This is a genomic window from Pseudomonas sp. GW821-FHT12A04, assembly GCF_058807755.1.
Window position 1 is genome coordinate 296,240 of sequence record NZ_JBXAQZ010000005.1, and the last position, 24,638, is coordinate 320,877.

At 61.7% G+C, this 24,638-nt stretch carries 21 protein-coding genes and 1 pseudogene; 2 read left to right on the forward strand and 20 right to left on the reverse strand.

The annotated features are described in order from the left end of the window. Positions 1-14: 14 nt before the first annotated feature. The 12 genes from AC1RS8_RS10795 to AC1RS8_RS10850 form a co-directional block, all read right to left on the reverse strand. Positions 15-938 (reverse strand): transporter, encoded by a 924-nt coding sequence (locus AC1RS8_RS10795; RefSeq protein ID WP_489338663.1) that lies wholly within the window; start codon positions 936-938, stop codon positions 15-17. A 108-nt stretch (positions 939-1,046) separates the two neighbouring features. Beyond that, positions 1,047-2,231: a methyl acetate hydrolase AcmB gene (gene acmB, locus AC1RS8_RS10800; RefSeq protein WP_489338662.1), complete on the reverse strand. Its 1,185-nt coding sequence runs from the start codon at positions 2,229-2,231 to the stop codon at positions 1,047-1,049. Between the two features lie 178 nt (positions 2,232-2,409). After that, positions 2,410-3,090, reverse strand: coding sequence for a TetR/AcrR family transcriptional regulator (locus AC1RS8_RS10805; protein ID WP_090456041.1), 681 nt, complete (start codon positions 3,088-3,090; stop codon positions 2,410-2,412). Next, positions 3,087-4,715: a methyl-accepting chemotaxis protein gene (locus AC1RS8_RS10810; protein ID WP_489338661.1), complete on the reverse strand. Its 1,629-nt coding sequence runs from the start codon at positions 4,713-4,715 to the stop codon at positions 3,087-3,089. Before AC1RS8_RS10810 ends, AC1RS8_RS10805 begins: the two co-directional genes overlap by 4 nt. A gap of 66 nt (positions 4,716-4,781) precedes the next feature. Next, entirely contained in the window at positions 4,782-5,933 is a 1,152-nt protein-coding gene (locus tag AC1RS8_RS10815) for an acyl-CoA dehydrogenase family protein (RefSeq protein ID WP_489338660.1), read from the reverse strand. An 18-nt stretch (positions 5,934-5,951) separates the two neighbouring features. Next, positions 5,952-7,040, reverse strand: a complete 1,089-nt coding sequence (locus AC1RS8_RS10820) for an enoyl-CoA hydratase/isomerase family protein (protein ID WP_489338659.1) — start codon at positions 7,038-7,040, stop codon at positions 5,952-5,954. A gap of 2 nt (positions 7,041-7,042) precedes the next feature. Continuing rightward, complete coding sequence (gene mmsB / locus AC1RS8_RS10825) at positions 7,043-7,933, reverse strand: 3-hydroxyisobutyrate dehydrogenase (protein WP_090456035.1); 891 nt, start codon at positions 7,931-7,933, stop codon at positions 7,043-7,045. 89 nt (positions 7,934-8,022) lie between these two features. Then, positions 8,023-9,531, reverse strand: a complete 1,509-nt coding sequence (locus tag AC1RS8_RS10830; RefSeq protein ID WP_150813951.1) for a CoA-acylating methylmalonate-semialdehyde dehydrogenase — start codon at positions 9,529-9,531, stop codon at positions 8,023-8,025. A 101-nt stretch (positions 9,532-9,632) separates the two neighbouring features. After that, on the reverse strand, positions 9,633-11,336 hold the full coding sequence (locus AC1RS8_RS10835; RefSeq protein ID WP_489338658.1) for an AMP-binding protein: 1,704 nt from the start codon (positions 11,334-11,336) through the stop codon (positions 9,633-9,635). 288 nt (positions 11,337-11,624) lie between these two features. Continuing rightward, positions 11,625-12,875 carry an OprD family porin gene (locus AC1RS8_RS10840; RefSeq protein ID WP_429521444.1) on the reverse strand — a complete coding sequence of 417 codons (1,251 nt, stop codon included), beginning with the start codon at positions 12,873-12,875 and terminating at the stop codon, positions 11,625-11,627. Between the two features lie 173 nt (positions 12,876-13,048). After that, on the reverse strand, positions 13,049-14,698 hold the full coding sequence (locus AC1RS8_RS10845) for a cation acetate symporter (protein ID WP_090456028.1): 1,650 nt from the start codon (positions 14,696-14,698) through the stop codon (positions 13,049-13,051). After that, positions 14,695-15,024, reverse strand: a complete 330-nt coding sequence (locus AC1RS8_RS10850) for a DUF485 domain-containing protein (RefSeq protein WP_090456027.1) — start codon at positions 15,022-15,024, stop codon at positions 14,695-14,697. Before AC1RS8_RS10850 ends, AC1RS8_RS10845 begins: the two co-directional genes overlap by 4 nt. Positions 15,025-15,418: 394 nt before the next feature. On the opposite strand from AC1RS8_RS10850, the gene AC1RS8_RS10855 reads away from it, so the two are divergent. Continuing rightward, positions 15,419-16,396, forward strand: coding sequence for a LysR family transcriptional regulator (locus AC1RS8_RS10855; protein ID WP_090456025.1), 978 nt, complete (start codon positions 15,419-15,421; stop codon positions 16,394-16,396). A gap of 183 nt (positions 16,397-16,579) precedes the next feature. Here AC1RS8_RS10855 and AC1RS8_RS10860 read toward each other — a convergent pair whose 3' ends face one another. The 7 genes and pseudogenes from AC1RS8_RS10860 to AC1RS8_RS10890 form a co-directional block, all read right to left on the reverse strand. Beyond that, complete coding sequence (locus AC1RS8_RS10860) at positions 16,580-17,017, reverse strand: DUF6130 family protein (protein WP_489338657.1); 438 nt, start codon at positions 17,015-17,017, stop codon at positions 16,580-16,582. Positions 17,018-17,141: 124 nt separating this feature from the next. Beyond that, the gene (locus AC1RS8_RS10865; RefSeq protein WP_489338656.1) at positions 17,142-18,035 is read right to left on the reverse strand and encodes a LysR family transcriptional regulator; all 894 of its coding nucleotides are present in this window, start codon (positions 18,033-18,035) and stop codon (positions 17,142-17,144) included. A gap of 80 nt (positions 18,036-18,115) precedes the next feature. Beyond that, on the reverse strand, positions 18,116-19,171 hold the full coding sequence (locus AC1RS8_RS10870; RefSeq protein WP_090456020.1) for an alpha/beta hydrolase: 1,056 nt from the start codon (positions 19,169-19,171) through the stop codon (positions 18,116-18,118). Positions 19,172-19,221: 50 nt separating this feature from the next. Further along, positions 19,222-20,292 carry an alpha/beta hydrolase gene (locus AC1RS8_RS10875; RefSeq protein ID WP_489338655.1) on the reverse strand — a complete coding sequence of 357 codons (1,071 nt, stop codon included), beginning with the start codon at positions 20,290-20,292 and terminating at the stop codon, positions 19,222-19,224. A gap of 2 nt (positions 20,293-20,294) precedes the next feature. Then, positions 20,295-21,080 (reverse strand): carboxymuconolactone decarboxylase family protein, encoded by a 786-nt coding sequence (locus AC1RS8_RS10880; RefSeq protein WP_489338654.1) that lies wholly within the window; start codon positions 21,078-21,080, stop codon positions 20,295-20,297. Between the two features lie 73 nt (positions 21,081-21,153). Continuing rightward, entirely contained in the window at positions 21,154-21,669 is a 516-nt protein-coding gene (locus tag AC1RS8_RS10885; protein WP_493162594.1) for a (R)-mandelonitrile lyase, read from the reverse strand. 40 nt (positions 21,670-21,709) lie between these two features. Beyond that, a pseudogene (locus AC1RS8_RS10890) lies at positions 21,710-21,805 on the reverse strand (flavodoxin); the annotation flags it as partial. A 515-nt stretch (positions 21,806-22,320) separates the two neighbouring features. On the opposite strand from AC1RS8_RS10890, the gene AC1RS8_RS10895 reads away from it, so the two are divergent. Further along, entirely contained in the window at positions 22,321-22,665 is a 345-nt protein-coding gene (locus AC1RS8_RS10895; protein WP_407516403.1) for a DUF6124 family protein, read from the forward strand. Positions 22,666-22,819: 154 nt separating this feature from the next. On the opposite strand, the gene AC1RS8_RS10900 is transcribed toward AC1RS8_RS10895, so the two are convergent. Next, positions 22,820-24,559, reverse strand: a complete 1,740-nt coding sequence (locus AC1RS8_RS10900; RefSeq protein ID WP_218497515.1) for a dipeptidase — start codon at positions 24,557-24,559, stop codon at positions 22,820-22,822. Positions 24,560-24,638 lie beyond the last annotated feature (79 nt).

Below are 24,638 nucleotides of genomic sequence, written 5' to 3' on the forward strand. Positions count from 1 at the left end.
CCATTCACTGTGGGTCAGAACACCCACAACAGCCTTAGGTTAACCCGCTGGTTTTCCTTGAAACCGTTGTCGACCGAGACGTCCTGGCCGTAGTTGAGCAGGGCCTGGAAGGAGGGGGTTATCCAGTATGACGAGCCGACACGGTATTTACTGGTGTCGGGTTCATCGTTCTGATCCTGACCGTCAATGCGCGTCTCACCACCCCAGAGTCGAGACGCACCGACATGCACCGAAAGCTTTGGTGTCACGGCGTACCTCAGGTAGGTCTGGGCTTGCCACTGCGGCTTCTGGCGCAACGTCAGGTCTTGACTCGTGAGGTCGTCATTTTTGCCAAAGAAGGTCACATCCGCGGTGAGGTCCAGGGAAAGTTTTTCAGTGAGACCGGTCACATAGCCTGTCTGCAATGTCATCTTCCAACGGTTTTCGCCAAGGTTGAGTGCATCGTTGCGGTCATAGTTACCGGTCGGCACGTACAGGTAGGGTGCAATACCCCAGTAACGATTTTTCGCCGGGTCATTCACGAGCCATAGAGTGGACGCCAGAATCAGATCGCCCACGCCACTGGTTTGTCCCAGCGAGTCGTTATCGCGTGTTCCTTCCAGGCGACCGAAGGGCAACAGGAACTGTGTATTGAGCGTGTAGTCGCCCAGCTGGTGGTAATGCGCGGCGCGCAGTATGCCGATATCCGAGTCGAGCCCCGCTTTGATCGCAACCTTGTGACCATCACTGTAAAGCGACCGCCGCTGCGCATGCTGCAGGTAAAGCAAACCGATATTGCTGCCGGCTGGAAGCGCAGCGGTGTATTCGCCGGCGTCCACATCGATGGCCTGGGCGTTGCCCGCCAGAATCGCCAGCACGAGGCCGGCACCGATCGTTGAAGTGTCAAGTGCGCGCACCAGGGGCCGAACGCGCGCAGGGGTACGTGTGGAGATCTCCATGAATCACCTGTTTTGTTTTTGTTGGTTTTTGGAGAGGAATTTTTTTCGTGCAGCATCGCCTGGAGCCCCGGGGGGCTCTCATGCGATCTGCATCGAATCAGTGCCGGGTCAGCGGGTCAGATAGCGGTAGGCCGCCGTTTCGAAATCCAGATAGGCATTGACCGAAACGGAATCGGCGAACGGCAATATCTGGGTGGCCCAAAAACCGCCGATGCCGTTCTTGCGGTCGATCCAATAGAAAAGATTGGCCAATCCGGCCCACGCCAAAGAACCCGCAGGGCGACCGGTGGGGGCGTCTTGATCGTTGATCATGAAACTCATCGCCCACGACTTGGGCATGCCCGGAAAGAACTCTGCGGTATTGGTGAGACTGGGGATAACGCCGGGGAGGGCTTTTACTTTCAGGTTTTCGAGACCATTTTTTTCAGCGAAACGAATCGTTTCCGGTTTGAGAATCCGTCCGTGATCCCCCTGTCCATCGTTAAGCCAGGCACGGATAAACTGACAGTAATCCTTCACGGTCGAATACAGACCATGGCCTCCCATGTGCACTTCGGGAGCCTGTGGCAGGATGAAATCCTCGAGTGCGCTCAGCGATCCATCCTCTGCGCGTTGGTGCATGCTGGCTCGCCGCTGGAGCATCGACGGGGTCATGGTAAAGGCGGTATCGGTCATGCCCAGCGGCTCGAAAATACGCTGCTGCATGACTTCACCCAGACGCTTGCCGGTAATGGCCTCGACCACCAGGCCGGCCCAATCCATGTTGGAGCCGTATTCCCACTGTTCACCCGGCTCAAACAGCAAGGGTGTTTGAAGCGCCGCCAACGACCCGCTGATGATGCTGGGTTGTCCTTGTGCCTGGGCTAGTCGGTTGTAGTTTTCGTTGAAGAACTCGTAACCCAGACCTGCCGTATGAAGCAGAAGCATTCGAGTGGTGATGTGTTTTCTGGGGGCGCGAAGGCGAGGCGTTCCGTCGCTATCAAACCCCTCGAGCACCTTCAGTTCGCCGATCATCGGCACATAGTTCCTGGCAGGCGCATCGAGATCCAGTCGGCCCTCTTCGAACAACTGCAGCACCGCCGTGGCAGTTATCGCTTTGGTCGTGGAAAACATGGCGAAAACGCTGTCGGTCGTCATGGCAGGGGCTTGACCGAGCGTCCGTTGACCTGACGCGCCCTCATAGACCAGACCGTCACGCCCGACTATTGCCGCGACTACGCCTGGGACGCGCTGCGATCCAGCCGTGGCAGCATCGAGCAAGTGGTTGAGTGATGATGTAAAACCTGGATTCATTATTTTTATTCTCCTTACACCCGACCCATGGCCCGCTGGGCTGGAGCTTATGGTGGGGTGTGCAGTGGCAGGACTGATTGGCCCGACGTGATGCGATGAACATCGGGGCCAGTGGAGAGTAAGAAAATAAAATCCGAGGGTTTGTCGGTTGCCGGCAGAGGGTGTCGGAATCAGGTACTTATTTAAGTGCTTGGGAGGAGGGCGATGCGTGAACGACGGCCGCCTCAGTTGCCCGCAATGCACCCTGCAGGGTACTCATCACCATCTCATGCAGCAGCTTGCGGCGTGCTCCAATGCCGGCCTTGGGCTGTCCAACCCAGGCCGGTAGTTGATTGAGCAAGGACACGATGCCGCTTACGGTCGCGCGTCGGGTGACGCTAGCCGGTTTACCGGTGAGTTGGTCTATGGTCTCCACCAGATGCTGCTCGTAGCGTCGACGCAGGGTCAGAATCGAGGCTTGCTGTTCGCAGCTCAAACAATGGAGGTCGTACTCAGCCAGGCGGAAATGCGCGGCCATGCGCTCGTGGAGCCGCAGGTGCGCCTCAAGCAGGCCGTGCAGTCGTACAGTGGGGGCGGATTTGCGACGGGTCACCAGGCTGGCGCCGTCAAGCAACGCTTCGTAGAGCTCCTCGATCAATTCAAACAGCAGTTCCTCTTTGCTATCGATGTGGTTGTAGAGGGAGCCGGCGGTGATCCCCAGGCAAGTGGCCAGGTCGCGCATGCTGACTCGGCTGAAACCATGCCTGGCGAACAGCTCGACAGCCTTGTGCCGGGTTTCCAGGTAACGCGTGTTGCGTTCTTCGTCGACAGGCACGGCAAAAAGGGTTTTGGAGGGCTGCATGTGACTCATCGACCTCATACGCGAAACTGTCCCAATAGCCGATTGAGCTGACCCGCAAGTTGGCCCAGTTCCTGGCTCGCCTCGTTGGACCGGTCTGCTGCCTGGGCACTTTCGTGGGCCAGGGAGGCTGCGCGGGTCACGTTCTGATTGATGTCTTCGACCACGTGTGACTGCTCCAGGGTGGCGCTGGCGATCGAGGCGTTCAGTTCAGTGACATTGCGCAGTGCGCCGAGTACCTGGTGCAGGCTTTCAGCCGTTTGGTGGGCCTGTTCCACGGTTTGTCGAGCGGCTTGGCTGCTGGCATTGATGACATCTACTGCAGCTTCCGAGTTGCCGTGCAGGCGCTCGATCATGTCCTGGATTTGCGCGGTGGACTGCTGGGTGCGCTGGGCCAGCAGGCGCACTTCGTCTGCTACCACCGCGAAGCCGCGACCCTGTTCGCCAGCGCGCGCCGCCTCGATGGCGGCGTTCAGCGCGAGCAGATTGGTCTGCTCGGCGATGGCGCGGATCACTTCCAGCACGCTGCCGATCTGGGTGCTTTCCCGGGCCAGGCTCTGGATCACCTCGACGGCCTGGCCGATGGTATCGGACAACTGGTCGATCTGGAGCAGGCTGATGTCGATGTTGTGCTGGCCCCGACGCGCCTGTTCTTCGGCCTGGCGAACTTCATTGGCAGCGTGCTCGGCGTTCTTCGCCACTTCCTGCACGGCGTAGGAGACCTCGTGGATGGCGGCGGCCACCAGTTCCATCTGCTGCGATTGCTGCTGGCTGTGGTTCTGGCTATCGGCGGCGATTTCGCCGAGCGACTTCGAAGCCTGGTCCAGGCTGTCAGCGGACTGTATGGACTGACCGATCACGCCACGCAGCTTGTTGGTGAACACGTTGAAATGGCCGCTCAAGTCTGTCAGTTCATCGCGCCAGCGGTTATCCAGATTGCGGGTCAGGTCGGCTTCGCCGCTGGCGATGTTCTCCATCGCATCGACCACCCGCGCCAGTGGCGAGGCGATACTGCGGGCAATCAGCAGGATCAGCGCACTGAGCAGCAGGGTGATCGTCAGCAATATGACGCAGGCCTGAATCAGCTGGCGGCGGAACTCGACTTGCACGTCGTCTATGTAGATCCCCGAGCCGACAATCCAGCCCCAGGGCTTGAACAATTCGACGTAGGAAACCTTTTCCACCGGCGCGTCGGAACCCGGTTTGGGCCAGCGGTAGTGCACCAGGCCGGCGCCATCGCGTTTGGCCGTGGCGACCATTTCGTCGAACAGCGCCTTGCCGTCCGGATCGAGTGTACCGGCCATGCGCTTGCCCTCGAGCCCGGCGTTGGGGTGCATGACCATTCGCGTGTCGAGGTCTTCGAGCCAGAAGTAATCCTCGCGGTCGTAGCGCAAGTCGCGCATGATCGCGATGGCCTGCTGCTGCGCCTGCTCACGACTGAGACCCTGGCCTTCCAGGTTTTGGAAGTGGCGCAGGATGCCGCTGGCGGTCTCGACCACGTGACGGGTTTTCAGCGCCTTGGCGGTATAAAGGTCGTTATAGCTCTGCTTGAGCATCAGGCCGGCGAGTATCAGCAGCATCAGGATGGATGTCAGCAAAATCAGCCACAGACGGCGGCTAATGGAAATATTGCGCAAGCCGGGCATGGGCAGCTCCACAAGGGGCAAGACAGGGAAAAGCCGGACGCGGCAGTCGCGTCCGGCTGGAGGAGGTCAGAGCGCGTAGTGGCTCAGTTCGCGGGCGATCAGCAGGCGCTGGACTTCGCTGGTGCCTTCGTAGATCTGGGTGATGCGCGCGTCGCGGTAGTAGCGCTCTACCGGGTAGTCTTCCAGGTAACCGTAGCCGCCATGGATCTGCATGGCGCTGGAGCACACGCGCTCGGCCATTTCCGAGGCGAACAGCTTGGCCTGGGAGGCTTCGGACAGGCACGGTTGCCCGGCGCTTTTCAGGCGCGCCGCATGCAGGATCAGCAGGCGGGTGGCGTTGAGTCGGGTGTGCATGTCGGCGAGCAGGTTGGACACGCTCTGGTGCTCGATGATCGGCTTGCCGAACTGGATGCGTTCGCGGGCATAGCCCAGGGCAGCCTCGAAGGCGGCGCGGGCGATACCCAAAGCCTGGGCGGCGATGCCGATGCGGCCGCCTTCCAGGTTGGACAGGGCAATGGCCAGCCCCTTGCCGCGTTCACCCAGCAGGTTGGCCTCGGGGATTGTGCAGTTGTTCAGAGTCACCGCGCAGGTATCGGAGGCCTTGATGCCCATCTTGTGTTCGCTGCGGTCGACCACGAAGCCGGGGTTGTCGGTCGGTACCAGGAAGGCCGACAGCCCCTTCTTGCCCAGTTGCGCATCGGTCACGGCGAAGACGATGGCCAGCCTGGCGCGCTTGCCGTTGCTGACGAACTGCTTGGCGCCATTGAGTACCCATTGACCGTCGCGCAGTTCGGCACGAGTGCGCAGGTTGTGCGCCTCGGAGCCAGCCTGTGGCTCGGTCAGGCAGAAGCAGCCGATCGCTTGACCACTGACCAGCAGCGGCAGCCAACTGTCCTGCTGCGCGGGGGTGCCGTATTTCAGCAGGGGGCCGCAGCCTACCGAGTTGTGGATGCTCATCAGCGCGCCGAGGGCACCGTCGCCGGCCGAGATTTCTTCCACGGCCAGGGCGTAGGCCACATAGTCGGTGTAGCTGCCGCCCCAGGTGTCCGGCACGACCATGCCCAGCAGGCCCAACTCGCCCATCTGCGCCACCACGGCGTCATCGATCCAGCCGGCCTTCTCCCAGGCCTGGGCATGCGGTGCGACTTCGCTGCGGGCGAAGTCACGCGCCATGTCGCGGATCATGCGTTGTTCTTCGGTCAATTCGATATCGTGCATTGCAAAGTCTCCTGCCGATCAGGCGGTGCGTACGGGCTTGCCGCAGGCGCGTTGAAACTCGTTGAAGAAGGCCTGCACCCGGGCAGGTTCCAGCTCTGCCAGGGTTGGCGGGTTCCAGCGTGGGCGCTTGTCCTTGTCGATGATCAGGGCGCGCACACCCTCCATCAGGTCGCCCTTGTCGAACCACTGGTAGTCCAGGTGCAACTCCAGAGCGAAGCACTCGGCCAGGCTCAGGTAACGACCACGGCGCAACAACTCAAGCGTCGTGGCCATCGCCAGTGGCGAGCGGCTGTCGAGCAGTTTCACCGTCTGCTCGGCCCAGTCTTGCAGTTCGGGGCGTTGTTCACGCTGCAGCGCGGTACGAATGGCCGGGACATCGGGCAAGGCGAAATACTCGTCGATCGCCTGGCGACAGGCCTTGAGCTCGGACCCGGCAAGACGCTCTGTGGCCATGTCGGCAAGCAAGTCCTGCAAGTCTTCGTCGGGCGCAGCGGTCCAGTTCAGGTGGTCGAGACAGGCATCCAGCTCGGCCAGCCGTTCGCTGGGCAGGTAGTAGTCGGCAAGGTTCGCATAGAGGGCATCGGCGGCACGCACCTGGCAGCCGGTGATGCCCAGATAGGTTCCCAGTTCCCCCGGCAGGCGTGGCAGGAAATAGCTGCCACCGACATCGGGGAAAAAGCCGATGCCGACTTCCGGCATGCCCATCCGCGTGCGCTCGGTGATCACCCGCAGCGAGGCGGCTTGGGCCAGGCCCATGCCGCCGCCGAGGACGAAACCATCGAGCAGCGCCAGCACAGGCTTGGTGTAACCATGCAGGTATTCGTCGAGGGCATACTCTTCCTCGAGGAACAGCTCGTGCAGGTTGTCGCCGGCCTTGTAGCTGTCGTACAGCATGCGAATGTCGCCGCCGGCGCAGAAGGCCTTTTCACCGGCGCCACGAATGGTCACGGCGACGATCTGCGGGTCCTGTTCCCAAGCCCACAGGTGCCGGCATAGCAGGCGCACCATGGGCAGGTCCAGGGTGTTCAACGCGCTTGGCCGATTCAGTGTCAGGTGGCCGACGCGGTTGCGTACGCTGGCCAGCACCGGGGCTTGCTGCTCGCTCATGCTCAGGCTTCTCCGCGGAACAGTTGGATGATGGCGGAGAAGTCCAGGCCGCCATTACCTTGCAGGCTGAAGGTCTGGTACAGCTGTTGGGCTACAGCACCGAGCGCGACCGGTTGACGCGCGTGCCTGGCCGCTTCGGTGGCCAGGCCCAGATCCTTGAGCATCAGGTCGCTGCCAAAGCCGCCGCTGTAGCCGCGTGAGGCCGGCGCGTTTTCCAGTACACCCGGGAACGGATTGTTGACCTCCGAGCTCCAGCAGCGACCGCTGGAGGTATTGATGATCCCGGCCAGCACCTTGGCTTCCATGCCCAGGGCCACACCCAGGGCCATGGCTTCGGCGACGCCGACCATGGAGATGCCAAGCAGCATGTTGTTGGCGATCTTGGCCACTTGGCCGTTGCCGGCTGCGCCGCAGTGCACGATGTTCTTGCCCATGGCCGAGAGGATCGGCAGGGCCTGGTCGAACACACTGTCCGGGCCACCGACCATAAAGGTCAGGGTGCCTGCCGCCGCGCCGCCGGTGCCGCCGGATACCGGCGCGTCGAGCATCGGGTTGCCTTGGGCAAGGGCATATTTGGCCACTTCGCGGGTGCTCAGCGGGTCGATGGTCGAACTGTCGATAAGCAACACGCCTGGGCCGATATTGGCCAGCAGGCCGTCCTTGCCGCGATAGACCTGCTTCACGTGTTCGGCGGTCGGCAGCATGGTGATGATCACCTCGACCCTGGCCTTGGCCACGGCGGCGGGCGAGTCGGCGGCGCTGGCGCCGGCCTCCACCAGGGCGGCGACCGCCTGGGGGAAGGGATCAAAGACGGTCAGGCTGTGGCCAGCCTTGAGCAGGTTACGGGCCATTGGGCCGCCCATGTTGCCGAGGCCGAGAAATCCGATATGCATGTTGGCTACCTTTTACGATAGGGGGCAGTGGCGCAGGAAATCCTGCGCGCGCTTGTCGTCGGCCGACGCAAGGCGCCGGCCGGCAAAGGTCATTTCAGGGTGATGGTGGTGTTCACCGCGCCGCTGGTGTCGTCCTCGTCGAACCAGCGCTGGGTGATCGTCTTGGTCTGGGTGTAGAAGGTCACCACTTGCTTGCCGTAGGGGCCCAGGTCGCCCAGCTTGGAGGCGCGCGAACCGGAGAAGGAGAACAGCGGGACCGGTACCGGGATCGGCACGTTGATGCCGACCTGGCCGACGTCGATCTCTTCCTGGAAGTGACGCGCGGCAGCGCCGGAACGGGTGAACAGGGCAGTGCCGTTGCCGTTCGGGTTGGCGTTGATGATCTCGATTGCCTCATCCAGGTTGGCGGCGTGCATCACGCACAGCACCGGGCCGAAGATCTCTTCGCGGTACACGGACATTTGCGCCGTGACGCCGGAGAAAATGGTCGGGCCGACGAAGTTGCCGTCCTGGTAGCCCGGCACGCTCGGGTTGCGCCCATCCAGTTCAAGCTTTGCACCTTCTTCGATGCCGCTGGCGATCAGGCCGTTGACGCGGTCCAGGGCGGCGCAGGAAATCACCGGGCCGATGTCGGTGCCTGGCTCGGTGCCGCCATTGATCTTGAGGGTCTTGGTTCGCTCGATCAGGTCCGGTAGCCAAGCCTGCGCTTCACCGACCAGGATCACCACGGGCAGAGCCATGCAGCGCTGGCCGGCGGCGCCGAAGGAGGCGCCCAGCAGGTTGTTCAGGGTCTGCTGCCGGTTGGCATCGGGCAGGACGATGGCATGGTTTTTCGCGCCCATCATGCATTGCGCGCGCTTGCCGTTCTGGGTGGCGCGGTTGTAGACATGGGTGCCGACCTTGGTCGAACCGACGAAGGACACGGCCTTGATATCCGGGTGGTCGCAGATCAGGTTCACCGCGTCGACGCCGCCGTGGATGACGTTGAGTACACCCTTGGGTACACCGGCCTCCAGCGCCAGTTCCACCAGGCGCATGGTCACCAGCGGGTCCTGCTCGGACGGCTTGAGGACGAAGGTGTTGCCGGTGGCAATGGCCATCGGGAACATCCAAAGCGGGATCATCGCCGGGAAGTTGAACGGGGTGATGCCGGCGCAAACGCCCAGCGGTTGCAGCAGGGTGTAGGTGTCGACGCCGTTGGCCACGTTGTTGGCCAACTCGCCCATCTGCAGGTTGCCGATGCTGGCGGCGTGCTCGACCACTTCCAGGCCGCGGAACACGTCACCTTCGGCATCCGGCAGGGTCTTGCCTTGCTCGGCGGTCAGCAGGGCGGCCAGTTCCTTGATGTTCTCGCGGATCAGTTGCTGGTACTTGAGGAAGACACGGGAACGGGTACCGATCGGGGTCTTGCGCCAGGTCTTGAAGGCTTGCTTGGCGCTGGCGACGGCGGCGTTCATTTCCTCGGCGGTGGCGAAGGGGACGCGGGCCAGGACTTCCTGGGTGGCCGGGTTGACTACGTCGCGCCACTGAGTGCTGCGCGATTCGACGAATTCGCCGTTGATGAGAAGCTTGACGCTTGGAATGCTGGAAGAGGTCATTTTCAGTTCTGCCTACTTTCTTTGGGTCGAGTTAAGCCACTCGGCCTGGATGGCCGAGCGGTCGGATTTGGATTCAGAAGGGCCGGCGTACCGGCCTGGGTTCAGCCCTTGAGTTGCGGGAAGTCTTCTTCGAAGTATTCCTGCGGGCCACGTGCGTCGCCCTGACGGCGCTGCGTTTCCATTTGCCGCAGTTCCACCCGGCGGATCTTCCCGGAGATGGTCTTGGGCAGCTCGCTGACAAATTCGATGCGCCGTACCCGCTTGTAGGGCGCCAGGTGCTCACGGGCGAACGCGAAGATGCTGCCGGCCAGTTCGTGGCTGCCCTGGGCTTCATGGGCCAGGATCAGATAGGCCTTGGGCACTGCCAGGCGCACCGGGTCGGGGCTTGGCACCACGGCCACTTCCATCACCGCCGGGTGCTCGATCAGCGCGCTTTCCAGCTCGAAGGGGCTGATGCGGTAGTCGGAAGCCTTGAACACGTCGTCGGCGCGGCCGACGAAGGTGATGTAGCCCTCTTCGTCGATCTGCGCGGTGTCGCCGGTGCGGTAGTAGCCGTCGCGCATCACTTCGGCGGTCTTTTCCGGGCTGTCCTCGTAGCACAGCATCAGGCCGAGCGGGCGCACATCCAGCGGCAGGGCCACTTCGCCTTCGTTACCCGGCACACCATCAGGGTCGAGCATGGTCACCCGGTAGCCCGGCAGCGGACGGCCCATGGACCCCGGCTTGAGCCGCTGGCCAGGCGTGTTGCCGACCAGGGCGGTGGTTTCCGACTGGCCGAAACCGTCGCGCAGCAACAGGCCCCAGGCGTGCTGGATCTGCTCGATGATCTCCGGGTTGAGCGGCTCACCGGCGCCCACCAGTTCGCGCAGGCGCAGGCGTGTCTTGTAGCTGGGCAGGTCTTCCTGGATCAGCATGCGCCACACGGTAGGCGGCGCGCACAGGCTGGTGACGCCGTAGCGTTCCAGCACGCCGAGCAGGGCTTGCGCGCTGAAGCGTGCGGTGTTGTGGATAAAGATGCAGGCACCGGCATTCCATGGTGCGAAGAGGCAACTCCAGGCGTGCTTGGCCCAGCCCGGGGACGAAATGTTCAGGTGCAGGTCGCCCGGCTGCAGACCGATCCAGTACATGGTCGATAGGTGGCCGACCGGGTAACTCTGGTGACTGTGCAGCACCATCTTCGGCTTGGAGGTGGTGCCGGAGGTGAAGTACAGCAGCATCGGGTCGGTGGCGAGCGTTTGGCCCTCGACTTCGAACTGTTCGGAATATTCGCTGGCAGCGCTGTGCGGGGTCCAGCCTGCGGGGGCCGGGCCAACACAGATGCGGCTGCAGCCTTCACCCAGGCCGTCGAACTTGTCGACATGAGCGGCGCCGACCACCAGATGACGCACATGACCACGCTCGATGCGATCACGCAAGTCTTCAGGGGTCAGCAGGGCGGTGGCGGGGATGACCACGGCGCCGAGCTTGAAGGCAGCCAGCATGGTTTCCCACAGGGCGATGTCGTTACCGAGCATCAGCAGGATGCGCTCTCCGCGGCGCACGCCCAGGGCACGCAGGTGATTGGCCACCTGGTTGGAGCGCGCGGCCAGTTGCTGGAAGCTGTAGCGTTGTCCGCTGCCGTCCTCTTCGACGATCCACAGGGCATTGGCCTGGTTGCCCTCGGCCATGGCGTCAAAGTAATCCAGCGCCCAGTTGAATTCGCTCAGCTGCGGCCAGCGGAAGTCACGCACGGCGGTGGCGTAGTCGGTACGGTGGGCCAGCAGGAAGTCACGAGCGGCCAGGAAGGGTTGGCAGTTGTTGTTCATTGGAGTCTCCCGAGACGCGCGCGGGTACCTGAACGTGGGGAGACGACGGCAAGCAAGAATGGCTTCACGGTGGGTGCCCTGTTTATTTTTATTGGGACTGACCTGGTTCATGACCAAGCGGTTGAATCGAGTATAGGCAGGCATAAATCAAATAAGAATGCTCAAAAAGTCCCGTGCGTTGTGCAAAAAAACACAGGTTGGCGGCATCCCCGATGCGCCAGAAATGCACAAGGCGGGTGCTGCCCGCACCGTCAAGCGATGTGAGCGGCACCCGCCTTGTGCGAGGGATTACCAGAGCGCCAGGGTATAGCTGAGGATCAGGCGGTTCTCGTCGAGATCGTTACCGAAGTGGGCGGTGCGCACCGTAGCGTTGCGCCACTTCAGACCGAGGTTTTTCAGCGGGCCGCTCTGCACCACGTAGCCGATGTCGGTGTCGCGCTCCCATTCGCGACCCTCAGGCCTGCGGGCGCCCAGATCGATGCTGTCGCCGGCCAGGTAGCGGGTCATGAAGGTCAGGCCGGGAATGCCGAGCGCCGCGAAGTTGTAGTCGTAGCGCGCCTGCCAGGAACGCTCGTCCTTGTTGGCGAAGTCGTTGATCTGCACGAAGTTGACCAGGTAGGCGTCGCTGCCATTGACGTAGGCAAAGCCGGTGTCGCCACTCATGCGTTGGTAGCCCAGACCGAAGGCATGGCCGCCGAGGGCATAGGTGAACATGGCGCCGAAGGCGTTGTTGTCGATGTTGCTGTTACCGTCGTCGGTGGAGCGGGCGTAGCGCAGGTCGCTCTTGAGCGTCTGGCCTGCGCCCAGCGGCAGCACGTGGACCAGACTGAACTGGTGTTGGTGGTAGAAGTCTTCCAGGCCGCCGTAGTTGTAGCCCGTGTTCAGCCGGTCGTTCCACTGGTAGGCAAGGCCGGCGAAATTGAAGGCGTCACTGCGGGCCTGGCCACTGACAATGCCCTTGGCGCCGGTGGTGGTGATCGCCATTTTCTCGTAGTCCGAGGAGTCGCGCTGGTTGACCCGATCCACGCGCCCGGCATCGACGCTCAGGCCTTTGATCTCCTGGACGTTCAACTGCCCACCGCGGAAAGTTTGCGGCAACAGGCGCGAGTCATTGGCCAACAGCACCGGCAACTTCGGGGTCAGGGTGCCGAGCTTGAGCACGCTGTTGGACGCTTTGAACTTGGCCGTCAGGCCCAGTTCGCCATACTCGTCCTTGGCGCGTTTGGGCGGCTCGTTATCGCGCTTGAGCAGGCCGGAGCCGGAGCGATCGGGACTGGAATCGAGCTTGACGCCGAGCTGGCCAAGAGCGTCGATACCGACGCCGATCATGCCGTCGGTATAGCCCGATTCGTAGCGCAGCAGGAAACCCTGGGCCCATTCTTCTTGCTTGGACTGGGCGGCATTGGCCTGGCGGAAGTCGCGGTTGAAGTAGAAGTTGCGCGTTTCCAGCCTGGCCGTGCTGTCTGCGAAGAAGTCGGCGTGAGCCTGTGCGGCGAGGCCGGTGCCGGCCAGGAACAGGGTGAGGGTGGTGGGTTTCATTGGTTGCCTTTTGTTGTTTTTGTTGTCGACGAGCCGCTCCCGCGCCGCTTGGCGTTGGCGAGGGAGGGGCGCTTCTGGGGTGTCCTGCGCCGAGCGGCGCAGGTCGGGCGTAAAAAAGCGCGAAGCAAAGGAGCGGACTCGCGCTCGGGGCGTCAGCCCCGGAAAAAGCAGCGTCAGTGACTGCTGGCCATGGCAGCTCCAAGGCCGGTCTGGGCACGGACGAACTGGTCGGCATAGGCGGCGCGTTCGCGGTCGGCGCGTTCGCTGCGGTCAAGCCTGGAAGCGACCACTATGACCAGGAAGGCCAGTGGCATGGAGAACAGCGCCGGCTGGTCGTAAGGGAAGAGCGCCTGGGCATGCCCCAGTACGCCGACCCACACCGACGGCGAGCCGATCACCAGGGCCAGTGCGCTGACCAGCCCGGTCAGGCCGCCATAGAGGGCGCCGCGGGTGGTCAGGCCGCCCCAGTACATGGCCATGATCAGTACCGGGAAGTTCGCCGAGGCGGCGATGCCGAACGTCAGGCCGACCAGGAAGGCGATGTTCTGCCCCTCGAACAGAATGCCGAGGGCGATCGCAACGATGCCCAGGCAGATGGTGGCGATGCGCGACACACGCATTTCCTGTTTCTCGTCGGCGCAGCCCTTCTTCAATACCGAAGCGTAAAGGTCATGGGAGATGGCCGAGGCACCGGCCAGGGCCAGGCCAGCCACCACTGCGAGAATGGTGGCGAAAGCCACGGCAGAGAGGAAACCGAGAAACAGGTTGCCACCCACCGCCTTCGCCAGGTGCATGGCTACCATATTGCTGCCGCCAATCATGGCCCCGCCGAGCTTGCCATCGACGTAGTACTGAGGATCGGTGCCGACGATGACGATGGCGGTATAGCCCAGGACGCAGACCACCAGGAAGAAGAAGCCGATGAACACCGTGGCGAACAGTACGGATTTACGCGCTTCCTTGGCATTGGGCACCGTGAAGAAGCGCATCAGGATGTGCGGCAGGCCGGCAATGCCGAAGACCAGTCCAAGGGATAGGGACACCGCGTTGATCGGGTCGGCCAGCAAGGTGCCCGGGCCCATGATCTGCACGCCGCTGGCATGCACGGCCACAGCCTGGGCGGCCAGCGTCTCGAAGCTGAAATCGAAACGACTCAGGGCCATCAGCACCAGTGTCGTGCCGCCCGCCAGGAGCAGGACCGCCTTGGTGATCTGTACCCATGTGGTGGCGAGCATGCCGCCGAAGATGACATAGACCAGCATCAGCAGTCCGACTACCACCACCGCCGTGCGGTAGTCGAGGCCGAACAGCAGTTTGATCAGTTGACCGGCACCGACCATCTGCACCACCAGATAGCAGCACACCACGGTCAGCGATCCGAGGGCGGCGAAGCTGCGCACGCGGGTTTGATCGAGGCGGTAGGAGACGATGTCGGCGAAAGTGTAGCGCCCCAGGTTGCGCAAGCGCTCGGCCATCAGGAAGGTGACGATGGGCCAGCCGACGAAGAAGCCGATGATGTAGACGAAGCCGTCGTAGCCCTTGGCGAAGACCAGGCTCGACAGGCCCAGCAGAGTTGCCGCCGACATGTAGTCACCGGCGATTGCCAGGCCATTCTGGAAGCCGGTGATGCCGCCACCGGCGCTGTAGAAGTCGGCGGCGGAGCGGGTGCGTCGTGCCGCCCACCAGGTGATCAGCAGGGTGGCGAGGACGAAGACGAAAAACATGCCGATGGCGTGCAGGTTGAGCGGTTGCTTCTGCGCAATGATGGGCTCGGCATGGGCCAGCACAGGGCTGAGGGCGAGAAGGGCGAACAGGCGTTTCATGCGCGGGACTCCTGCAGGATCTGCGAGCTGAGTACGTCGAAGCGGGTGTTGGCGCTGTGCACGTACCAGGCGGTGAGTAGCCAGGACAACAGGATGATCGTCACGCCGATTGGCATGCCGAGGCTGAGGTGGCTGCCGTCGTAGAGCGGCAGGTGCAGCCAGGCAGGGGCGAAAGCCACCACCATGATGAAGCTGTAATAGATAGCCAGGACCGCGCCGCTCAGCGTCCAGGCCAGCAGTGCACGCTGGCGCGCGAGGCGGTGGAACTTGGGGTTGGCCCTGACCAGTGCACAGGTCTGGACGTGGTTCGGATGGTCGGTCGTCATGGTGCGGCTCCGCATTTCTAGTTGTTTTTGTTGTTCGGCCTTTTGAGGGGCGTACGGGTACCCGGGCAGCGACCCGATGCGGGACGCCACCTGAATGCTGATGTGCTGGAGTTATTGCCGCCCGGATGACCTTGCGGTGGAGAGAGGGCGGTGCAGGAGGGCGAGCCCGATCCGCGGCGCGGCGAGCAGTGGATCGGGCCAACGGCAGACGAGAACCGTGGCCGCGATTGCGCTGTTGCGCAGCTGTTTGTGTCCGGCGTGCAAGCCGGTGTTTATCCATGCGCTCATGCTGTCAGCCCTCGGTATTTATTATTGGGGTGGGGGGCTTTCCTGGCCTGAAAACGACGCTGGCCAAGTTGGGTGAGATGCGAGTATATAAGTGCATATTTCCCATATGTATTGGCAGAAAAGCCCGATGGATATGCAAAAAAGCACAACGCAGAACCCACTGAACTGGGACGACATGCGTTTCTTCCTCGAGGTCGCCCGTGCCCGCACCGCCAGCGGTGCAGCTCGCCGCCTGGGGGTGGACTACACCACGGTGTCGCGGCGCATACGCGCCCTGGAGCAGTGTCTGGGTGCTCTGTTGTTCGAGAAGTCGCGAACCGCAGGTTTTGTCCTGACCGTGGAGGGGCAGCGCCTGGTCAGCCACGCCGAATCCCTGGAAAGTACGCTGCTGGTAGCCTGCGAGCAGGTTTTCGGCACCACCGGGGGGCTCGCCGGGCACCTGCGCATCGGTTGTACCGAAGCCTTCGGGACCTGTTTCATCACTGCGCAGATGAGCCACTTCCTCGAGCACTACCCGCATATCTCGGCGGACATTTTGCCGGTCCCGCATTTCATCAACCTGTCACGGCGCGAGGCGGACATCGCCATCACCCTGGAACGGCCCGAGCGCGGTCCCTATGTGTGCTCGCGATTGTGCGACTACCGCCTGCGTCTGTATGCGACGCCGGAGTACCTGGCCAGTCATCCGACGATTGGCTGTCGCGAGGACCTGGCCGTTCACCCGTTCGTGACCTACGTCGAGGATCTGGCCTTCAGCTTCAAGCTGCTCTACCTGAACGACCTGATGCCCGGCGCCAACAGTCGCCTGCGCAGCACCAGCGTGGTGGCCCATTACCACGCAGCCCTGGAGGGGCGGGCGCTGGCGATCCTGCCTTGCTTCCTCGCCGGCCCCGATCCCCGCCTGTGCGAAGTGCTGCCCGGTGAAGTGGAGATCACGCGGCAGTTCTGGATGTATTACAGCGAGGACCTGCGCAAGCTGAAGCGGGTCACCCTGGTGGCCGAGTACTTGCGTGCTTGTGCGGAACTGAATCGCCCGCTGCTGATGGGCGAGTCACGTGTGATGGGCTATCTACCGTCACCCTGAGGGTGGAGTTGTGCTGCCAGAAGTAAAGCGAAGTGCAGGTTGGCGAAAAGACTTGAAAACAGCGTAGTCAGTCAGAGGTGTTTTCGAAATCAGAGGCTACTCACACCACCGCAGTCAGCTATGAACACTCAATCGTTATGGTTTGACTGCGTGATCACTGTCAATGTGGGGAGCGTCCGCCGGTTACTTCTGCGGAACGATAAAACTCACTGTCGTACTGGCGAGGATTTTGTGAGTCGGATCGGCCACTTCAAGCAGAACCTTGTGAGTGCCGGGCGTCAGTCCAACCAGGATGATCGGGTCTTCGCTGGTGTGCGCCCATGTGCCTTTCCAGTCGTCGACGGTCACGTGGAGGTGACCGAGACGTGGTGATACTTCAACAGCTGCTTTGCCAAATACCGGCATGATCCTGGCGTGTTCTGTTCGATACTGGATAATGACAACACCGCGGGCGAGTGGCTCGGCAAGCGGCGGGTAGGCAATGAGTTTTGGCGCAGTCTCGGATGCCAATGGAAGTATTGCCGGTGGGGAATCGGTGTCTGCTACCCCTTGTCCGTACACGACTGTGCAAAAGAAGACACCCAAAGCCAGGGCCAATAGATTTCCGGGGGCGAGGGACATGGTTTTTTTCCCGCGTGATTTCATTCAAGCCTAGATCAAACCGAGTATCTCCCAGTGTTTATTTGAAGTTGGAATCACTCACGTATTTCATCCGTGCCATCCAGGCAGGTTGACCATGGACGACTCAGCGCTTGTAACGCAGCGCGTCCACCACTATGCCGAACGCTGAAGAATGCTCACGGCGATTGGGGTAGTAAAGGTGGTAACCGGCAAAAGGCTGGCACCAGTCTTCGAGTACCCGCACAAGGCTTCCGTCGGCAAGCTCCCTGGCTACCATATCTTCTGGCAGGAACCCCAGCCCGCATCCGGCGACAGCAGCGCGCAGGATCGGCAAGCTGCTGTTGAACGTCCACTGTCCTTCGACACGCGCCTTGAGTTCGTGACCGTCCTTCTCAAAGTCCCATTGCATCAGGTTCCCGTGGGTGGGCAGGCGCAAATTGATGCAATTGTGTGCGGCCAAATCCCTTGGCTCTTTCGGATACGGCCGCTGTTTGAAGTATTCGGCAGACCCCACTACGGCGATGCGCAACGGGGGGCCGATCGGGACGGCGATCATGTCCTTGGCCACCTGATCGCCCAGGCGCACGCCCGCGTCGTAGCGCTGCGCGACGATGTCGCAGAGGGCGTAGTCGACGGTGATTTCGACCTTGATGTCCGGGTAGTCGGGAAGCACCTTCGACAGCTTGGGCCAAAGGATGTTGTTCGCCGCATGTTCGGAAGCTGAAATCCGCACGTTGCCTGCCGGGGTATCGCGAAACTCGCTGACCGCAGCCAGTTCAAGTTCAATTTCGTCGAAGCGCGGCGCCATGGACTGATACAGCCGCTGGCCGGCCTCTGTGGGGGATACGCTGCGCGTGGTTCGGGTCAACAGGCGAACGCCGAGCCTGGTTTCGAGAGCGCGCATGGTGTGGCTGAGCGCGGACTGCGAGACGCCCAGCTGTGCGGCGGCGCGAGTGAAGCTGCCTTCGCGGGTAATGACCACGAAGGCTTGCAGATCGTTGAGATTGGCGCGGGACATTGATGAGAGCCTCTCATGCGGAGCGCGGGATTATTCCATGTAATCAGGTTCCGCATGGATGCGCGACCCCAACGAACCAATCACAAGGTTCTTGCGTAGAACGGCGTCAACTTGCCGAGTGCAGCGTCCACATACTTGGGAACCCAGTAGGTTTCGATGTGCGTTGCACCGTCGATGATGAACAACTCTTTGTCCTTGGTACCGGTGGCCTTGGGGAACGCATCCTGGGTCATGTACAGGCTGTCGGCCTTGCTGCCGGCGATCATCAGCAATGGCTGATTGATCAGTTCGATCTGGTTGGTGGCGTCGAAGCGCATCAGGTCCAGCAGGCTGCTCGTGGTGTATTTGAAGGTTGAATTAGGGTGGGCATGGGTCTTCCAGTAGTACTCATAACCCTGGCGATACAGCTCGAACGGCAGTTTGGCGATCTGCTCATCGGTGAGGTTGGCATCGCCCGAATAGAGCACTTCACCTCCGGCCGCTTCCTGGGCGCGGGCAGCGGAAGCCTGTTGCAGGCGTTGCTCGATGGTGTCCAGTTGCGAGTCGTTGTAGCCATTGCGACGCACCCGGCCAGAGTTGAACATGCTCACGGTCGCCACCGACTTGAATCGCTTGTCGGTTTGCGCGGCGGCCAACGAGTAGCCACCGCCACCGCAGATGCCGAGCAGGCCCAGACGCTTACCGTCGACGCCAGCATACTGAGTGATGAAGTCAGCCATGCCGTGGATATCTTCGATGCGGTACGCGGGCTTGTCGATGCTGCGCGGTTGTCCGCCACTTGCGCCCTGATACGCGGCATCGGCGGTAATCGTGATGTAGCCTTGTTCAGCCAGTCGCTGGGCATACAAACCGGCGACTTGCTCTTTCACGCCGCCATTGGGGTGCGCCACCACCACCGTCGGATAAGCCTTCTTCGCATCGTAGTTGGCAGGGGTGTAGACGTTGGCAGCGATGTCCAGGCCATTGAGCTTGTAGGTGACCGGATGGATGTTGACCTTGCCAGGTTCATTCTTGGTAATTGCACCGTCGTAAGCCAGGGTGAACGGGTTCTTTTTGTAGTCGGCGGCGCCGGCTTCGCCAGCAGAAATACCGACCATGGCGGCCATCAGCGAGGCTTTCAAAATTGTGTTTCTCATAAGTGTCTCCGGAGCATTAAAAGGCGCGTTAAAAAAATGTGCTGAAGCCGTCAATCCAGATGCTTTTCTGTCAGAAACCCGGACACCAGGTCCGCGATCTGCACGTTGTTCAGATCCGACATGGGGAAGTGGGTATTGCCCTTGATGCCAATCTCCGGCAAGTGGATCAGCCTCACGTCACCGCCGTGTTTGTTGACGGCATCGCGCCAAAGTCGGGCCATGGTGAGTCGGGCGCGCCAGCTGTCCTGAGCGGGCAGGTCGACGGCTTGCTCCGGGATGTTGTCGCCGTAGAGGATCAGGACCGGAATGCGCGTGAGCGCCATGAACTGATCCATCGGCACCGCTGCGCCTTGTACCGTGTCGAACGCGCTGGGAATCGGCGCGGGTACTTCACCCTGCGGGAAGACGAAGCTGCTGCCCGGCTCGAAAGCCACGATGGCCTTGACCTTGTTGTTCTTGATCGCCGTCAACCAACCAGGCCCGCCACCCTGAGAGTGCGTGAACAGGATGCCGGGGCCGATTTTGTCGAAGACCGCCGACACGCCATTGGAGACCACGCCCATGTCGAACGGACCGGTATTCGGCGTCATCGCGCGGAAGAACTGGTCGCGGGTTTGCGCATCCCGGGCAACCTGCACACCCTCGAAATAGTTGGGCCACAGGCCGATGCGGAACTGGTTGAACCAGAGCTGCTCGTCCGGGACAGGCTTGACCGTTGCTTCGACCATGCTGCGGCCGGCATCGCCACGACGCGGCTGGTCGATCAAATACACGCCGAACTGGCGCCGCAGAAAAATATTCTGGAAGCCTTCGCGGCCATCCGCGGTGGTTTCCCAGGTCTTGGAAAACTGGCCTGCGCCGTGCCACATGACGATGGGCAGTTTTCGCGCATCGACCGGGATTTGGTAGAAGGTGTAGGCATGGTCGCCGTGGTAAGTCTGGCCATCTGGCGTCATGGGTTTGCGCGGGTTGAACGAGCCCGGTGCGGTGATCATCGTCCCGCCGGCGGCGAAGCTGCCTTGCTCCTGAATCATCAAGGGGGCGGCGGCATTGGCATGGCTTGCACAAGCGGCAAGCACGCTCAGCAGGGTGATGTTCAGCAGGTTTTTTCCAGTCTTCATGTTCAACCTCCCGAGGCAGCAAGTGCCTGTGTCAGGGCTGTGCTTGCACGTTTGGCGGATTGTTCATCGCCGTGCTCGGCCAGTACCTCGATGACTTGGCGTAATTGCTCCACGCTCAACCCCACCCGCAGGCTCGCCCGCATGTGCGAGCGCAACTGCGACTCCACACCCGGCGTTGCGGCCAGAGCGCCGACGGTCGCCAGCTCGCGGCTTTGCCAGTCGAGGTTGTCGCGCTCGAAGATGTCGCCGAACAGATGGGTTTGCAGAAACCGGTTGATGACCGGGGCGAAATCGAACACCGGCCCCTTGACCGGGCCACCGGAAATTCGGGTTTGATTGGCCGTTCCTGCTGCGAGCAATGCCTCACCGGTTGCAATGGCACGGCTGGGTTCGCGTCCAGGCGCATCCTGGATGCCGCGTTGTTGGCGCGCTTGCACCACCGTCATCAGTTCATTCAACGCATTGAGGCTGCGGGGGAAGCCGACATAGGCGTAGAGCTGCACCAGGATTTCCTTGGCTTCGCTGACCGTCAGGCCGGCGTCCAGGCCTTGGTTCAAGGCAGCGTTGAGCCTGGGCATGTCACTGGTCGCCATGAACGCTGCGATCAGTGGAATGGCCTGTTGCCTGGCCGACAGCGTTTGTGCCGCAGGTTGTGTGCTGGTCATGGGTTGCGATGCCTCGGCGTTCTGAGTGGCCACACCCGACATCAAGCCAAGGCCCAGACACAGGGCTATCAGCGCGGGGAGGGCACCGGTCTTGCGATGTGCAATCGGTGTATCAGTGGTCATCGTGAAAGCTCCATCCATTGCTCATCACTGCCTGGCAGGCGGTGCTCGATTGAGGTTGATCTACAACAAACAGCTACAAGCCCTGCGCGGGCGATTGACCTTCGTACTGCGCATCCGAGACTTTTTCCGCCCAAGTGACAGCCTTGCCGTCTTCGGCTTCGGCTTCGGCTTCGGCTTCGGCTTCGGCGATGGCGATGTGAGTCATTCCGTTGGTGGCCGTCGCGCCATGCCAGTGACGTGTTTGCGGCGGGATCCAGACAATGTCGCCCGGACGGATTTCCTGACGTGGGCCACCCTCTTGCTGCACATAACCAACCCCAGCGGTGACGATCAGCGTTTGCCCCAGCGGATGGGTATGCCAGGCCGTGCGGGCGGCGGGTTCGAAGGTCACGGTGCCGCCGCCGATGCGGGCAGGGGAATCCCCCTTGAACAGGCCATCAACCCGAACCGTGCCGGTGAAGTTTTCCGCAGCCCCCTTGATGGAGGGCTGGGAGCCGGCGTGGGTAATGCGGATCCCGTTGGAGGACTGGGCGCAGGCTTCCCCAGCCATGAGCGATAAGGCAACCAATGGGGCGATCAAGGGATTCATCAATGTTGCTCCTAAAGGCGGGTCAGCCAACTGCGAGGCAGCCGTCGTGGGTGTTGAAGGGGATGATGGTTTTCCCTCTCAGGTCGTGGGCCGTCAGGAACGAGCGCACAACGGGCGGGATGGTTTCACCCCAAATTCCCGCTTTTGATGGTCAGGCTGCACGTCAGTGGTATCGGCTGGGTGCAGGACCGCTGGGGAAACAGTAAGCGAGCTAACGGATGAGCACTAGACGGGTAAATCGGCAAGGGTTCATGAGGTTTATTCATCAATCCGGGCAAGTGCGCCATGTCACTCAACATCGTCGGAGAGTGTTTGTTTAACGGTGTTTAAGGTTACTTCATGCAAGCTACAAGACCTTGCGCCGTTGCCTACGGTTACGCCAGAATCCGCCGGCTTGTGCGCCTTGGGGGTCACCGGTAACTTGATTCGCGTCACTGCCCATCAGTGATCGGGTTTAGTCGCCCGTTGGTAATTGAAGTCGCACAAGTGTCCGTCAGACAGGTATTTACACCTGTATTTGATGGTGGCTGTGCGCAGGGCACCTTCGGGTGCGCCGGCTTCTTCAATTCCCCGGTCGACTAACCTGCGTACAGCTGCCACCCCTTCGTTTAGTCGCGAAGCGGTGACCGCATCACTCAGGAATTGAAGATCATGTTCAAGGTAACGCCAAACCCACCGGAGGCCGATCCGGTCTCCCCACGTGAACCCGACTCAAGCAGGCTCAACGAAGCCGCCCCCGATTTTCACATCCCCTCGATAGCCGATATCAAAGCCACACCGCGTGCCCCCTGTACCCTGTTCACCGTGGACCCGCAGGCGAGTCCCGAAACCTTGATGGTTTATCTGGTCGAAACCCTCGCGTCAGTCGACGTGATGGTCCATCAGTTGGTGGATCACCTGGACGGTGGGTCGCGCAATGCACTGCTGGGGATTTCCAACAGCGTGATGCTGGCGGAGATCACGGCGAACCGGGTGCTGGATCAAATCGACCCGTAGGAGCGAGCCTGCTCACGATGGGGGGTAACGATGACGCGGGAAACCAGACTTACCGCGACGTCCTCTGGTTTTTCGCGAGCAGGCTCGCTCCTACAGGGGCCAGCATGTGATTTGGGAGCAGTGGACCCGCCAGGGTGGCGGGTCCGAAGGGGGGTCAAAGCTTCGGCAATTGCCCGATGCGGCCCATCATTTCGGTCACGATCTGCAAGTCCAGCAGGAACTGCTCGGTGGTCTTGAACTCGTTGTCGTTGTGACCGGTGTATTTGACGTCCGGCATGGCCAGGCCGAATTGCACGCCGTTGGGCAGTTCATGCACGGAGGTGGCGCCGGCGGAGGTGCCGAACTTGTGTTCCATGCCGAGGTTTTCGCTGGTCACAGCGAGCAAGGCCTTGACCCATTCACCCTCGGGGTTGCGGTACATCGGTTCGGCGATCGACAGGTCGAAGGTTGGTGCGATGCTGGTCTTCTTGCTCCAGGCGTCCAGCTTTGCGGCGATTTCGGACTTGAGCACATCCGGCGTCTTGCCCTTCGGCACGCGCAGGTTGACTGCGAGTTTGAAGGCTTTGTCATCCATCCCGACATAGGTCAGGGACGTGGTCAGCGGGCCCATGAATTCATCGGAAAAACCGACTCCCAACTTGCCACCCAGGTAATCCAGCCCCCAGTTGTCGGCGGCGTAGCGGGCGGCGTCCGTGATCTGGTTGTGCTTGAGCGCGACCTTGCCGTCGAGGCCATTGATGAAGTCGAGCATCCTGGCCACCGGGTTGACGCCGGACTCGGGCTCGGAGGAGTGGGCGGACACACCGGTGACCGTCAGTTTGACGTCCTTGCCGTCGACCTTGGCGGCGACCGCGAAGTTGCCGCCGTTGCGCTTGGCATACTCGGTGCCGGCCTTTTGCAGGCTGGCGGCCAGTTCGGCGGGCTTGTCGGTCACCAGGGTCGCAACCGATGTCGATGGAATCTGGTTGGTGGCCAGGCCGCCGGTCATCGAGGTGATCTCTGCGCCCTTGCCTTGCGCGGTGCGCTTGGCGAAGCTGGCCATGACCGTGCCGTAGCCTTTCTCGGCGATCACCACCGGGTAGCCGCCATCCAGCGCCAGGTTGTAGTTGGGTGTGGGGTTGCGTTCGAAGTAGTAGGGGATGGCGTCGCCCGTGGTCTCTTCGGTGGTGTCGACCAGCAGCTTGAAGTTGCGGGCCAGCGGCAGCTTCTCCTCCTTGATGATCTTCATGGCGTAGAGCGCCACCACGATGCCGTTCTTGTCATCCTCGGTGCCGCGGCCATACATGCGATCGCCGATCAGGGTGACCTTGAACGGGTCGAGGCGGGTGCCATCCTGCAGCACCCAGTTTTCCGGCGTCACCGGCACCACATCGGCATGGGCGTGAATGCCCACGACTTCATCGCCAGTGCCTTCCAGGGAGATCTCGTAGACGCGGTTGTCGATGTTGCGAAAGTTCAGGTTGAACGCCTGGGCCAGGCCCTTGATCTTCTCGGCAATCTTGAGGAATTCGGGGTTGTCGTGCTGGTCGACACCGTCCACGCGCACGGTCGGAATGGCCACCAGCTCCTTCAGGGTTTCGGTGGCCGCGCTGCCGTATTTCACCCGGGCATAGAGGCCGAGCAAACGATGGATTTCGTTTTGCTGCCCGGCGGTAAGCGTCTTGTTGTCGAGGAAGGCACGGATGGCCGGGCCGAGGTCGTCGGTCTTGGCGATATCGCTCTTGGCCAGGCTTCCCAGGAACTGCCTGAAATCCTTGACCGATGCATCACTGAAGGTCTTGAGGATGATCGCGTTCTGTTGCGGGGTGATGTTGGCGTGGGCAGCGGTGGTGAACGACGAAAGGCTGGCGAGCATGAGGGTGGTCGCAGCCAGGTGCTTGAGGGAGAAATCCATTGCTGGGGGCATTCCTTTGCAGGCGGTTCGTAGGAAATATCTGATCGACTGATCAGAAACATCTCAAAGCTAACACCGC

What these genes read in the sequence shown, in the direction of transcription:
- acmB (WP_489338662.1), bottom strand. Translation starts at nt 2,231, where the DNA reads ATGAATCCAGGTTTTACATCATCACTCAACCACTTGCTCGATGCTGCC.
- AC1RS8_RS10880 (WP_489338654.1), bottom strand. Translation starts at nt 21,080, where the DNA reads ATGACCACTGATACACCGATTGCACATCGCAAGACCGGTGCCCTCCCC.
- AC1RS8_RS10850 (WP_090456027.1), bottom strand. Translation starts at nt 15,024, where the DNA reads ATGACGACCGACCATCCGAACCACGTCCAGACCTGTGCACTGGTCAGG.
- AC1RS8_RS10875 (WP_489338655.1), bottom strand. Translation starts at nt 20,292, where the DNA reads ATGAAGACTGGAAAAAACCTGCTGAACATCACCCTGCTGAGCGTGCTT.
- AC1RS8_RS10830 (WP_150813951.1), bottom strand. Translation starts at nt 9,531, where the DNA reads ATGACCTCTTCCAGCATTCCAAGCGTCAAGCTTCTCATCAACGGCGAA.
- AC1RS8_RS10870 (WP_090456020.1), bottom strand. Translation starts at nt 19,171, where the DNA reads ATGAGAAACACAATTTTGAAAGCCTCGCTGATGGCCGCCATGGTCGGT.
- AC1RS8_RS10820 (WP_489338659.1), bottom strand. Translation starts at nt 7,040, where the DNA reads ATGAGCGAGCAGCAAGCCCCGGTGCTGGCCAGCGTACGCAACCGCGTC.
- AC1RS8_RS10845 (WP_090456028.1), bottom strand. Translation starts at nt 14,698, where the DNA reads ATGAAACGCCTGTTCGCCCTTCTCGCCCTCAGCCCTGTGCTGGCCCAT.
- AC1RS8_RS10865 (WP_489338656.1), bottom strand. Translation starts at nt 18,035, where the DNA reads ATGTCCCGCGCCAATCTCAACGATCTGCAAGCCTTCGTGGTCATTACC.
- AC1RS8_RS10840 (WP_429521444.1), bottom strand. Translation starts at nt 12,875, where the DNA reads ATGAAACCCACCACCCTCACCCTGTTCCTGGCCGGCACCGGCCTCGCC.
- AC1RS8_RS10895 (WP_407516403.1), top strand. Translation starts at nt 22,321, where the DNA reads ATGTTCAAGGTAACGCCAAACCCACCGGAGGCCGATCCGGTCTCCCCA.
- AC1RS8_RS10805 (WP_090456041.1), bottom strand. Translation starts at nt 3,090, where the DNA reads ATGAGGTCGATGAGTCACATGCAGCCCTCCAAAACCCTTTTTGCCGTG.
- AC1RS8_RS10810 (WP_489338661.1), bottom strand. Translation starts at nt 4,715, where the DNA reads ATGCCCGGCTTGCGCAATATTTCCATTAGCCGCCGTCTGTGGCTGATT.
- AC1RS8_RS10855 (WP_090456025.1), top strand. Translation starts at nt 15,419, where the DNA reads ATGTATTGGCAGAAAAGCCCGATGGATATGCAAAAAAGCACAACGCAG.
- AC1RS8_RS10835 (WP_489338658.1), bottom strand. Translation starts at nt 11,336, where the DNA reads ATGAACAACAACTGCCAACCCTTCCTGGCCGCTCGTGACTTCCTGCTG.
- AC1RS8_RS10860 (WP_489338657.1), bottom strand. Translation starts at nt 17,017, where the DNA reads ATGTCCCTCGCCCCCGGAAATCTATTGGCCCTGGCTTTGGGTGTCTTC.
- AC1RS8_RS10815 (WP_489338660.1), bottom strand. Translation starts at nt 5,933, where the DNA reads ATGCACGATATCGAATTGACCGAAGAACAACGCATGATCCGCGACATG.
- AC1RS8_RS10900 (WP_218497515.1), bottom strand. Translation starts at nt 24,559, where the DNA reads ATGGATTTCTCCCTCAAGCACCTGGCTGCGACCACCCTCATGCTCGCC.
- AC1RS8_RS10795 (WP_489338663.1), bottom strand. Translation starts at nt 938, where the DNA reads ATGGAGATCTCCACACGTACCCCTGCGCGCGTTCGGCCCCTGGTGCGC.
- mmsB (WP_090456035.1), bottom strand. Translation starts at nt 7,933, where the DNA reads ATGCATATCGGATTTCTCGGCCTCGGCAACATGGGCGGCCCAATGGCC.
- AC1RS8_RS10885 (WP_493162594.1), bottom strand. Translation starts at nt 21,669, where the DNA reads ATGAATCCCTTGATCGCCCCATTGGTTGCCTTATCGCTCATGGCTGGG.